Origin of the sequence: Flavobacterium sp. J49 (assembly GCF_011742145.1) — a bacterium.
In the GTDB taxonomy this organism is placed as follows: domain Bacteria; phylum Bacteroidota; class Bacteroidia; order Flavobacteriales; family Flavobacteriaceae; genus Flavobacterium.
Genome location: NZ_JAAQQU010000105.1, coordinates 543,613 through 556,357, shown reverse-complemented (window position 1 = coordinate 556,357; position 12,745 = coordinate 543,613). Strand labels below are relative to the sequence as shown.

At 38.3% G+C, this 12,745-nt stretch carries 11 protein-coding genes; all 11 read right to left on the bottom strand.

The genetic code is table 11. The annotated features are described in order from the left end of the window. Positions 1 to 29 precede the first annotated feature (29 nt). Entirely contained in the window at positions 30 to 734 is a 705-nt protein-coding gene (dapB, locus tag HA632_RS13270; RefSeq protein ID WP_176307676.1) for a 4-hydroxy-tetrahydrodipicolinate reductase, read from the bottom strand. Then, complete coding sequence (locus tag HA632_RS13265) at positions 734 to 1,219, bottom strand: DUF5683 domain-containing protein (protein WP_317174607.1); 486 nt, start codon at positions 1,217 to 1,219, stop codon at positions 734 to 736. The genes dapB and HA632_RS13265 overlap by 1 nt, the downstream gene beginning before the upstream one ends. Before the next feature lie 71 nt (positions 1,220 to 1,290). Then, positions 1,291 to 2,190: a ParB/RepB/Spo0J family partition protein gene (locus HA632_RS13260; RefSeq protein ID WP_176307674.1), complete on the bottom strand. Its 900-nt coding sequence runs from the start codon at positions 2,188 to 2,190 to the stop codon at positions 1,291 to 1,293. A 3-nt stretch (positions 2,191 to 2,193) separates the two neighbouring features. Beyond that, a complete protein-coding gene (locus tag HA632_RS13255) occupies positions 2,194 to 2,961 on the bottom strand; it encodes a ParA family protein (protein WP_176307673.1) in 768 nt (255 codons plus the stop codon). A 167-nt stretch (positions 2,962 to 3,128) separates the two neighbouring features. Further along, positions 3,129 to 4,010, bottom strand: a complete 882-nt coding sequence (locus HA632_RS13250) for an SDR family oxidoreductase (protein WP_176307672.1) — start codon at positions 4,008 to 4,010, stop codon at positions 3,129 to 3,131. Between the two features lie 111 nt (positions 4,011 to 4,121). Further along, positions 4,122 to 5,054 carry a T9SS type A sorting domain-containing protein gene (locus tag HA632_RS13245; RefSeq protein ID WP_176307671.1) on the bottom strand — a complete coding sequence of 311 codons (933 nt, stop codon included), beginning with the start codon at positions 5,052 to 5,054 and terminating at the stop codon, positions 4,122 to 4,124. Positions 5,055 to 5,202: 148 nt separating this feature from the next. Beyond that, positions 5,203 to 6,813, bottom strand: a complete 1,611-nt coding sequence (locus HA632_RS13240) for a hypothetical protein (RefSeq protein ID WP_176307670.1) — start codon at positions 6,811 to 6,813, stop codon at positions 5,203 to 5,205. Between the two features lie 74 nt (positions 6,814 to 6,887). Next, on the bottom strand, positions 6,888 to 8,015 hold the full coding sequence (locus HA632_RS13235; protein WP_176307669.1) for a methionine aminotransferase: 1,128 nt from the start codon (positions 8,013 to 8,015) through the stop codon (positions 6,888 to 6,890). 71 nt (positions 8,016 to 8,086) lie between these two features. Further along, positions 8,087 to 8,590, bottom strand: coding sequence for a DUF4440 domain-containing protein (locus tag HA632_RS13230; RefSeq protein WP_176307668.1), 504 nt, complete (start codon positions 8,588 to 8,590; stop codon positions 8,087 to 8,089). 159 nt (positions 8,591 to 8,749) lie between these two features. After that, the gene (locus HA632_RS13225; protein ID WP_176307667.1) at positions 8,750 to 9,253 is read right to left on the bottom strand and encodes a DUF4440 domain-containing protein; all 504 of its coding nucleotides are present in this window, start codon (positions 9,251 to 9,253) and stop codon (positions 8,750 to 8,752) included. Positions 9,254 to 9,394: 141 nt separating this feature from the next. Beyond that, positions 9,395 to 12,715: a T9SS type B sorting domain-containing protein gene (locus tag HA632_RS13220; protein WP_176307666.1), complete on the bottom strand. Its 3,321-nt coding sequence runs from the start codon at positions 12,713 to 12,715 to the stop codon at positions 9,395 to 9,397. Positions 12,716 to 12,745 lie beyond the last annotated feature (30 nt).

The following is a 12,745-nucleotide window of genomic DNA, read 5'->3' as shown; positions in this document are numbered from 1 at the left end:
TAAACTATTGTTACAATTTTAAGTTTTGGTTATTTTAAATCAAGGACATCTTTCATCGAGAAAACGCCTTTTTTGCCCTGAATCCACTCGGCTGCTAAAACAGCGCCTAATGCAAAACCTTCTCTGTTATGCGCTACGTGTTTGATTTCGATAAAATCTACGTCAGAACTGTAGTAAACACTGTGTGTTCCGGGTACATTTTCGATACGTTTGGCTTCGATGTGAATTTGGTTTTCACCGGCAGCTTCTTCCGTCCAAGAAGTGTAAGCTGAATTTTCGATAACGCCTTTGGCCAAAGAAATAGCCGTTCCACTGGGAGAATCGAGTTTTTGGGTATGGTGAATCTCTTCCATCGAAACTTTGTACACCGAAGAGAATCGTGCCATCATTTTGGCCAAATAATTATTCAGTTCAAAAAATAAATTCACACCCAAACTAAAATTAGAACCGTATAAAAATGCGCCGTTTTTTTCTTGGCATAATTTGACTACTTCATCATAACGCTCTAACCAACCCGTAGTCCCGCAAACTACCGGAATATTGAGATGAAATGCTTTCGTGATATTATCAACCGCGACCATTGGTACGCTGAAATCAATAGCGACATCGGCAGTTTCCAATCCTTCGTAAGTGTTGCTTTCGTCTTTTTTGAGTACAATTTCGTGACCTCTTTCTAAAGCGATTCTCTCAATCACTTTGCCCATTTTTCCGTATCCCAGAAGTGCAATTTTCATCAGAACTTGAAATTTAAAGTTAGGCCCAGATTAGGTCTGGCCGTAAAATCGTTTTGGTAAATATCCGGTGCTACCGATAGTTTATCGTTTACATTGAATTGTATCAAATGGGCATCTACATTGGCATCTACAATGTTTAAAATATAAAAGCCTAAAGTGACCAAGAGCGACAAATCTCTGTTTCTTTGGTAAAAACGTTGGGCTTGTACCAATCGGGAATCATCCAAGTAATCATATTCATCACCGCTAAATCCGGCCAATCTTCTTTTGTAAGCATCACGATAACTGTGGTATTTTTTGTTGTTGTCGAGGTAAAAGTACATGCTGGTTCCGATGGCACCGTAAACGATGGGAATTTTCCAGTATCGTTTGTTGTACGCCTGACCCAATCCGGGCAAAATAGCCGAGTAAAAAGCGGCTTTTGAAGGCGTTAGCGGATCTATTTCTTTCAGTTTGGTGCTGTCTTTGATCACCAAACCTTCCACTGTTTGTTGTGAATAAAGATTGTGATTTCCTATCAGAAAGCAAAGAACAACTATGTAAAACAGCCTAGTCACTAACCTTTGATTAATTTGATAATGCGGTTAAAATCTTCCTCAGAGTGAAAAGGAATGGTGATTTTACCTTTACCGTTTCCGGCCACTTTTACATCGATTTTGGTTCCGAAGAAATTGGTGATGGCCTTTTTTTGGTCTTCCGCAATGGCAAAACTCTCTCCTTTTTTGGCTTTAGCAGCCGCAGGTTTTAAACTGTCTTGGTAGTTTTTAACCAAAGCTTCGGTTTCACGAACCGATAGATTTTGGCTGACAATTTTTTGGTAAATGTCTGTTTGTACGTCTTGGTTTTCAATGTTGATAATCGCACGACCGTGTCCCATACTGATGAATCCGTCACGAATTCCGGTTTGGATAATCGGGTCTAACTTCAATAATCGCAGGTAGTTAGTGATGGTGGAGCGTTTTTTACCCACACGTTCACTCATTTGCTCTTGAGTCAATTGGATTTCGTCAATTAATCTTTGGTAAGACAAGGCAATTTCAATCGGGTCTAAATCATGACGCTGAATATTTTCCACCAAAGCCATAATCAGTGACTCATTGTCATTGGCAATTCGGATGTATGCCGGAACAGTGGTTAATCCGACCAATTTGGAAGCGCGTAAACGGCGTTCTCCCGAAATCAATTGGTATTTATTGAAGTCCAACTTACGAACGGTAATCGGTTGGATAAGCCCTAATTCCTTGATGGAAGACGCTAATTCCTGTAAAGATTCTTCATTGAAGTTAGTTCTAGGCTGAAACGGATTGATTTCAATCGATTCAATATCCAATTCGATGATATTGCCAACGACCTTATCGGCATTTTTATCGTTTACCGATTTGATATCGTTTTCAGGATCTTTCAATAGGGCAGATAATCCTCTTCCTAAGGCTTGTTTTTTTACCGCTTTTGCCATGGCTTATTTGGTGTTTTTCTTGATAATTTCTTGTGCCAAACTTAAGTAGTTGGTAGCACCTCTGCTCGTAGCGTCAAAATTGATGATACTTTCTCCAAAACTTGGCGCCTCACTCAATTTTACATTGCGTTGGATAATGGTTTTGAATACCATATCATTAAAATGCTTTTGCACTTCTTCTACCACTTGATTGGACAAACGCAAACGAGAGTCATACATGGTTAGTAAAAGCCCTTCGATATCTAAATTGGGATTGTGTATTTTTTGGACGCTTTTAATCGTGTTCAGCAATTTTCCTAAACCTTCCAAAGCAAAGTATTCACACTGAATCGGAATCACTACACTATCCGCTGCAGTTAAAGCGTTTAAAGTCAATAGACCTAAGGATGGCGCACAATCAATCAAAATATAATCGTATTGGTCTTTTACGCTTTCCAAGGCTTGTTTGAGCATGTATTCTCGGTTTTCTTTGTCGACCAATTCGATTTCGATGGCCACCAAATCAATATGTGCCGGAACCACCCAAACATTGGGCGCTGTGCAAGCAATTGTGGCTTCTTCCGGAGTATTACTGTGTTCTAAAATTTGGTAAGTTCCAATTTCAACACTTTCCACATCGATGCCCAAACCTGAACTGGCGTTGGCTTGCGGATCAGCATCAATCAGTAACACTTTTTTTTCTAAAACACCCAATGATGCCGCAAGATTAACCGAAGTTGTTGTTTTCCCGACACCACCCTTTTGGTTGGCAATTGCAATGATTTTACCCATTTATATATAGTCAATTTTGAGCCGTAAAAATACGATTAATTATGGGTTTGTCAAGGCTTATTTGTTAACATTTAGGTAAAGTTTTGAAGAATAGAGGGATAAGAGAAAAGGGATTAGAAATAAGTTTTTTTGGGTATAAAACATCGCCCTTTTTAATCTTATAAAGTCTACTTATTTCCTTTATTCTTAATCATCATTTCCAACATGTCCCACATTTCTTGAGGAATTTTTTCCAAGATATTGAACTGTCCTGCACCTTGAAGCCATTCGCCACCGTCGATGGTTACGACTTCACCATTGATGTAAGCCGAGAAATCGGAAACCATGTAAGCGGCGAGATTCGCCAGTTCCTGATGGTCACCCACTCTTCGCAACGGCACTTTTTTGGCCATGTCAAACTTTTCGGCTAAATCGCCGGGTAATAATCGGTCCCAAGCACCTTTGGTAGGAAATGGTCCCGGAGCAATAGCGTTCATGCGGATCCCGTATTTGGCCCATTCTACAGCCAAACTACGGGTCATGGCTAAAACACCGGCTTTGGCAGTAGCACTTGGTACTACATAACCGGAACCTGTCCAAGCATAAGTAGTGACAATGTTTAGAACATTGCAGTTGGTTTGTTTGGTGTTTATCCAATGTTTTCCGAAAGCGAGTGTACAGTTTTTAGAACCTTTTAAAACAATATCTATAATGGTATCAAAAGCATTGGCTGATAATCTTTCAGTTGGTGAAATGAAGTTTCCGGCTGCATTGTTCAATAGGATATCGACTTTGCCAAAGGTTTTCAACACTTCCGCCAGCATGGCTTCGACTTGGTCATAATGACGCACATCGCATTGTAAAGGCAAACATTTTCCACCGGTTTCCGTTTCTAGTTCGGTTGCGGTGGTTTTAAGTTTTTCGATATCTCTTGAAGTGATGGCAACTTTGGCACCCAGTTCCAAAAAGTATTTGGTCATGGCTTTGCCCAAGCCACTTCCGCCACCCGTTACTACAATTACTTTGTCTGCCAAGGCATTATCGCGAAGCATTTTTGCTGAAAAATCCATAAAGTTTTATTTTTTAGTAAAGATATAAACTTCGACTTCAGAAAAAAAATAAACCGGATTGAAGTAATTACTTTTCAATCCGGCTTGTTCAACATGGCTTATTAACTCGCTCTATTTTTTGATAAATTTTTTAGTAATGCTACCGGTATTTGAAGTTGCTTGTAAAAAGTACATTCCCGAATTTAACTGGCTTACATCCATGGTATAGATGTAATTTGTGTCATGAACAGTCGTATTTTGTTTGATGATTTTTCCTTGGGTATCGATAATTTTATAGTCAATCAAGTCACTTTGTAAATGTCCCGGAATGATATTTAATTCGTGGTCTGCCAATGTCGGATACATTAAGAATTCTGCCGAAATCGGTGTGTCTAACAAATCCAAAGCTTCAAAATTGGTTACCACATTGTCAACCAATAAACGACTGCCGAAAGTAGGCGTAGAACCTTCTTTTGCCATGGAAAAGCTTATAGTCATAAAATCTTTTACTGCATTTGAGGTGAAATTTATTGGCATATAAACGTATTCAAATTGGTTATTTGTTCCCATAATATCTACTTCGGCATTGCCTATTAAAGCACCATTGTTGTCAAAAACTTCGATTTTGGCCTCGGCAATATCATTCCCTACGGGTAAAAATTTATAGTAAAAACCAATCATGTAAACTTGAGCGTTTACTGCAATGGGAATACCTGCATTCCAACCCGGGAAATCTTGGTTGGCATCACTGAAAATGGTTGCACTTCCCGGAATTACTTGGTTTTGAGTGGTGTTGAAAGCATTAGAAATTTCCATAGCAAATTGTCCGTTTTGTGAATCGGTAACAGCATAAACCATCGAAGGTATGTTCGTAGTATATTGAATTTGGTTGGTTACCATTCCACCGCTTTGGGTATCTATACTTACCGGTTGCGTAAAATTCATACCCCAATTACTCGGTAGTAGATTAGGCTTTACGGTTTCAAAATTTCCATTAACCACTTGGGCATTAATGGTAGAAGAGAGTAATAAAACAATACTTAAAAGAAGATAATGCTGTTTCATAATTAGCACCGATTTGATTAAAGTAACTTTTTCATAGCAATTTACAAATTCAAAAGTACTGATTAGATTTTGATTACAAGCAAAATTCAGGTAAACAATAGGTAAACAAGTCGATGTTTTTTGTCGTAAAAAAGGCGGTAAGTCATTGTTAAACAGACAGTATGAAGTCGGTTAGGTTTTCTTCAGTGTTGAGTTGGAGTTTCTTTCGCAATCGGTGCCGCGCTGTTTTGACACTATCGGGAGAAATATTGAGTATGGAAGCCATTTCTTTGATGGAAAGGTTCAATTTGATTAGGGCACAAATTTTCAAATCGTTTGCGCTGATGTCAGGGTATTTTTGTTTCAATCGTGTGTAGAAGTTTTTATTTACGCTCTCAAAATAATGGTCAAAGTCGCGCCAATTGTTGTCTTGAATAGTATACTTGCTCACCAGTTTTTTGAGCTCAACTTCCGAGTTGGGCGTTTTTTTGCTGATGATGTTTTTGATTTCGTCCAAAATTTCATTTTTTTCAATCATTTGAATGGTCACGGCACTTAGCTGACTTTCTTTGTGTTCGATATCGTTTTGGAATTGTTGTTCTTTCAGGTGTTTTTGTTCTTCCATCAATGAAACCAATTCTTCTTTAGTCTTGAGTAATTGTTTATCTCGTTTGTTGATTCTTTGGAGGAAAAAATACAAAATGGTAAAGACGAGAATCAGCAGAGCCAGCAAAGTAATCAAAAGGTAATTGGTCAATTTTGAAACTTCTTGTTCTTTAGAAATAAGTTCCAACTTTCGGTTTTTTTCGGAAACTTCAAATTGCACTTCCAGACTTTTTACGATTTGTTCTCTTTCAAAGGAATAGAAACTGTCTTTAATTTTGATGACTTCTTCTTGCAGCTGACTCACTTTTTGGAAATCATTTTGTTTCTTTTTCAATTCAATTAAACCTTCTATGGTTTTGATTTCAAATAGTTTATCGGTAAGCGGAATGGCGATAATTCTGGCTTTGTCAAAATAATTTTCGGCGACAATAAAGTTGTTTTCAAAATTCAAATACCATTTGCCAAGTGCAATCAAAGCATAAACTTGTGCTTGTTTGTTTTGCGTGTTTTCGGCCAATTCCAGTGCTTTTTGGAAGTAATTCAGGCTCTTCTCTTGCTGGTTTTTTTGTTTGGCCATTTCCCCGAATTTCAAATAAGTCGTTGGTAAATAAGCCAGATTGTTCCATTTTTCAAACTCCAGTAAAGCCAATTTAAAATACTGTTCTGCTGTTTCCGAATCGTTTTCCAATTCGTATAATCCGCCCAAACTGTTATAGGCTAAGCCCAAAGTTCCGGTGCTGTCCTTTTTGTCTTTGAGTTCGTCGACAACTTCTAAGCTGAGTCGCTTGGCATCTTCATATTTTTTTTGCCGGCTGTATATCGTGCTGATAAGTTGCAGGCATTTGTAGCGTCCGATTTTGGCTTCTTCGCTCTGGGTTTTTTCCAATTTTTTGTATTGGTCTAAAGCTTGTGTGGCAAATTGAAGTCCTTTTTCCAAACTTGAACCATAAGAGCAAATCCCAAGGTAAAATAGGGCATCGGCTTTGTCTTTGACGTTTTTGTCTTTGGTGGCTTTTTCATTGGCTTCCCAGAAATGTTTGAAAGCTTCAGTTTCATTGTCTTTGACGAGTTCGGCCCAACCTTTTTGCAATAACTTGTTGGGAGATGATTGAGCATAACCATCACCACAGAAGAAAAGCAAGAGTAAAAACAAAAAGGATTTACATAGATTCATATCCCAAAAATAGATTTTTTTGAGTTTACTTATTTAAAATGAGGTTGACATCTAGTAAACAACTATGACTTTTTTTACAGTTTCATCAAGCGTTCTGCAGCTTTTAAAAGGGTTTCGTCATCTTTGGCAAAGCAAAAACGAATGCATTTATTGTCATTCCCATTGGCATAAAAAATCGAAATTGGGATAGTGGCTACACCTAATTCGGTGACCAGTCTTTTGGTAAAATCCAAATCCTTTTCTTCAGAAATATTCGCATAGGAAGCGACTTGAAAATAAGTGCCTTCACAGGGGAGAAGATCAAGTTTAGTGGCTTTCATCAGATTGCTGAAAAAATCCCTTTTTTGTTGGTAAAATGCACCCAAGGCTTTCACATCCACCCAATCAATATAGTCATTCAAGGCATGTTGGGCAATACTGCTGACACTAAACACCAAAAACTGATGCACTTTTTTGATTTCTCTCATGATAGGTTCCGGTGCAATGACATAGCCAATTTTCCAACCGGTGATGTGAAATGATTTCCCGAAAGAAGAAACGGAAATACTGCGATGCCACAATTTTGGCCTATGGTGTACTGAAATATGAGGTTTTTCAAAAGTAATGTATTCATACACTTCATCTGAAAGAACTAATAGGTTAGGATAGGCGTCAACGAGTTTCTCTAATTGAACAAAATCATTTTCCGTCCACATTTTCCCTGTCGGGTTATGAGGATTGTTGATAATGATGAGTTTGGTTTTTTCATTCACAGCTGTAAAAATCACTTCCCAGTTTGGGGTAAAGTCATCGTTGAGGGAAACTCTTATGGGTTTGGCATTGCTCAATAAAATAGGCGCTTCATAGCAATCATAACTCGGATCAAGAATAATGACTTCTTCATGGGCTTGTACCAATGCTTGAATGGAGGCAAAAATACCTTGAGTTGCGCCGGCAGTGATTAAAATTTCCTCTTTTGGGGAAACGTTTCTACCATACGACTGTTGGGTTAATAAAGCAATTTTTTCCAAAAGTGAAGGCAAACCGCTCATGGGTGTATATTGATGGACATTTTCTTTGGCATGTTTAGCTAGAATCGCTGTCAAGCGTTTATCGACGGGGAAATTCGGAAATCCTTGTGATAGGTTTATGGCTTGATATTCTGTAGCCATTTGCGACATTATCGTGAAAATACTCGTGCCGATATGAGGGAGTTTGGACATGAATTTGTTTTTGGTAAAGATAAAAAAAGCACCTCGATTGAAGTGCTTTTTAATTTATAGAAATGCGGTGGTTATTCTTTTTTGGCTTCTTCATTTTTGTTTTTATCAGAGGCTGACATGTCTCTTACACAAAGGTATTTGCCGTCTCTTTTTTCAAATACTGCAATGTAATTTCCTGTATATAGTGGCGCACTTGTTGAGTCTGAGACTCTGTAATTTCCTATTTCTACAACCTGATTGCCATCAGAAGAAGGTAATATTTCATTGACTACGAAAGCAATTTGATAGCCTTTTGGGAAATTGTTTAAATCAGCTTTAATTGATTTTTCAATTTCCATTTTGCCTACAATTGGCGGTTTGTTTTGAGAGAAAGTAACAGCATCATCGGCATAATATTCACCGGCATTTACATTTCGATCATTAAACATTTCGGCCATTTTGTTTTCAAGAGCCTGAATTTCGTTTTTGATTTGCTCTTTGTCTATAGCTACAGCTTCTTCTTTTTTGGGCTGACAAGCAAAAAACAGAATGGATATCATTCCTAAAATAGCACTTTTTAAAATCTTGGTTTTCATAAAGTTGAGGTTTTGGTTACTTAATTAGGTTATGCAACAAGACTGGGGAATTATAAAAGTAATGATATTTTGTATAATTCGGAATAATTCGGGGCATATTTATTTTTTACGCAAAAAAAGCACCTCTTTTCAGAAGTGCTTTGATTGGGTATATTGGATTTATTTTTTATTTATCGGTAAAATAGAAGCGCTCATGTCTCGAACACAAACGTATTTTCCGTCTTTTTTATGAAATAAGCTCATGTAGTTTCCGTCTGCTTTAACCGCGTCAGTTGAATCAACCACTTTATAGCTGCCAAATTCCACTACCATATTACCATCACTTGACGGATGCACTTCATTAACGGTATAGGTAACTTTGCCTCCTTTTGGCATACTTTCATTTTCTTCTTTGATTGATTTGTCAATTGCAGTTTTGCCTACCAAAGGTGATTTGTTTTGCGCATAACTGGTAGCGTCCTCTGAATAATACGCTATGGTTTCTGGTTTTCCCGAATTAACGGCATCGGCAAAGGCATTTTCCATGGCTTGAAGTTCAGCTTTGATTTTTTCGGTGTCAACTGCTTCTGGTTCGGCAGCAACTTCTTCTTTTTTGGGATTACAGGCAATGACAATGGTCATAATTATACCTAATACAATCCCTTTTAAAATCTTGTTTTTCATAAAATTATTGGTTTTAATGATTAGTAATTTTAGGTTACTCCACAAGATTAAGGGTGGTTAAAGATAGTTATAATTTATTGGATATCAGATTGTTTTTAAATCGGAATTGTTTTCTGGTCAGAATTTTGCAATTAAATTTATTTATCTTTTAAGGGTAAAATGACCCTTTAAGATTCTACCGTCTTCACGATGCACCACAAACCAGTAATCGTCGGAAAAAAGCATTTTTCCGTTAAGCGTGCCATCCCAACCGATACTGCCTGACGGAAATCCGGTAATGAGTTTGCCATAACGGTCGTAAATATAAACTTGAAAATTAGGCTCGTTTTCAGAATTTTTAATATACCAATAATCGTGTATCCCATCGCCGTTTGGAGTGAAATAATGAGGGTAATTAAGCAGCCAAACTTCTTCGGTTACAATTTGACAACCATTAATGTCACGAACATATACCGTATAAAGACCCGGCAATAAATGAGTAAAATTATTATCGGTTTGGTAAGTAATTCCATCAATTGAATATTCAAAATCGCCTGTTTGGGTTGTAACCACAGTAATGCCATTGTCATTGGAGGTCCAATCATAAGTTTCTACAAAATCAATTTCCGGAACTATAACAATGTTCACCACAATATCACTAGAGGTACTACAGGTTTGAGGGCTATTGTTGCACAAGCCAAATTCGTTAGTGGCCGTTACCGAAATGTTGGTAGTTCCCGGTTCGCTGATGGTAACAACAGCGTCAGTTACACCGTTTGACCAAGTATAAGTTGTGGTTGGCAAGTTTCCGATACCGGCATCAAGTGCTACCGGTTGCCCATCACAAAGTGAATATTCAGGACTTAAAGGAATTCTTGGTTTTTGACCGGTGATCAAATCAAAAGAGCCGGTTTGATAGCAATTGGGAAACTGATTAAAAATCAATCTCACATACACGGTTTGCGGATTTGTAGCGGGATTAAAATTTGTAATATTGGTTATAGGATTGGTGTTATTCTCGGCATCTGTCAAGCTGATGTGATAAGAAATGGTATAGTTGGTTGGCGATTGAATTCCCATTATGGTTGCCGTTTGAGTCGATAAGTTAAAAGTTTCGTTTCCGGATATGTTGGTTGAGCAATTCACCATATTACATGAAGGATATACAACCACCAAGGACTCCAAATCAGAAACATCAAAATTGCGGATAATTGTATTGCCACAACTGTCTTCAATTTGGAATTTATAAATCGCAGGTTCTAAATTATAAAAAACGTTTGAGGTGCCATTGTCAATAAAGAATGGATTGCCATCTTTTTCGATGATGGTAAAATGCAATGGTGGTTCGCCGGTAGTAAAAAGGATAATGTCAAGATTACCATTTGTAGTACATGGTACCCGATAAACATCTATGATGTTCAGAACCCGGTCAAAAGTTAATGTTGGTGCCAAAATTTCTACACAGTCTTTTATTTCATTGGCAACAATATTTGCATTGATGTCACTGCCATTGTTGTAAGAAGTAAAGTGGTGTACGATTCTGAATATGCCGTTAAAAATCAAATTCAAATTGGTAGTGTTATTTTGCAACGGAATTCCGGTTGTAGTATCGGGAACGGTATTAGGAACATAAGTTGTTTCAGTTTCGGGATGTCCCCAAGTATCGGTGTTGGGGTCGAGTAATTTTTGTAGCCAAAATGTTTCGGCACCGGTTAGATTACTTGAAAAAGAAAGCGGTAAATCAAAAGAACCACAACCAACAACCAGTGAAAAAGAACTGTTGGTAACCGTATAGCCTTCAATCGTTATTGTTGATGATTTTGTAAAACCACAACTGTCGGTGGTGTTAAAAACATAATTTCCAGCCGGAAGATTGTTAAGATAAAGTTTGCCCGAAGCCACAATATGATTGGTGACATTGTAAGGTAACGGAAAGGGAAAGTTACTTGGGGCATTGGTAATGATTACCGAAGTCAAATTCCCATTGTTACTGCTGATTTCGACTGAGCCACTTCCACGGTCACATCCCGGCAATATGTTGGAAGAGACGCCTAAATCTTCGTAAGGCAAAACCGAAACCGTCAGTCCTTCCAAGATATTGCCACATTCATCGGTTAAATCTAAGGTGTAATTTCCAAAGGGTACGGGATCAATCACTAAAACGCCACCGGCATTAATTAAGGCTGAGACGTTGTGAGGCATTGCAAAAGGATAGGCGGCAGGAGCCGAAGTTACCGTGGCCGCTGTAATTTCATTTGGCGAAAGAAAAGCGATGATTTGCCCATCACTGGAAACACAACCACGATTGTTCCCCACTATATTCGGTTGCGGCGGATCGGATTCGACTTCAAATTCGAAAGTGGTGATTTTGCCACACATATCGGTTGCTGTAACGGTGTAATCACCTATAGGTACGGGTTGTGTTTGACTCCCGAAAACTTGCGCCGCTTGGGTAAAAGGTCCGGGATAGCTGGTATTAAAAGTCACCGGGTCAAAACCCGCCGGTGCCACATCAAAATTCAAAGTATAATTGCCTACGTTGTTGAGTGTGGTTAGAATGAAATAATGCTGGTCACATTCCAAATCCTGAACACTGACATCTAAAACAATGTCATTGGTTACCACAAAATTAAAAGGATAGGTAACGCCACAGGCATCGGTTATGTGAATTTGGTAAGGATAATTTTGGTTGACAAAAAAAGGAATTGTTTGGGTTAATACTTCTGAATTTGGGTTTCCCGTATTTAAAATAATATTTCTGTTATCAACTGTACCTCCGGGCAAATAAAGGACGTATTGAATGGTTAACGGATAAGCAATTACAGTTCCGGAAGCCTGAGTTATTGTATGAGATGCCACTATAGCGTTACAGGATGGCGGAACAGTATTGCTAAAATCGGGAGCGGTAATATTCAATCCTTCGGGGTTGCTATCAACAACAAAGGTTTGTACTAAGGCATTGCCGCAATGGTCTATAACCTTTATACGGTAAACACCCGTTGGCAGACCCGGAAACGTATTAGAGGATTGGGGCGGAAAGGTTATCGGACCCGAGAAAATTTCATAGATTGAAGCGGTACCCGAAATGACATTGACTATGGCTGTACTGTTGTCAGAGCAAGCTTCATTAGTGACTTGCACGGTATAGGTCAAAGAAGTTACGGTGCTACTGATGGTTATGTCGGCTTCTTGTATAGTAGTGGTGCTTCCAACTGTTTCTCGGACAACTATATGATAGTCTCCTGCGGTTAGACCGTTGATTATATTTGAAGTAGAAGAAGCGAACGGAGTCGTAAGATTGGGTAATTTATAAACAACGTAAACAATTGAACCGGCAGGATCGGGGTTGCTTACATTGATGGTAATGGTTCCGTTACCGGCACAAGTTTCTTGGGTTGCGGTTACCGTAATGGTAAAGCTAAAGCCTGTTATGGGGCATAGCAAAAACAAAACAAGGGTTAATCTGTAAAACCATTTTTTCATAACAACTGTATCACAATTGACTTAGGATGA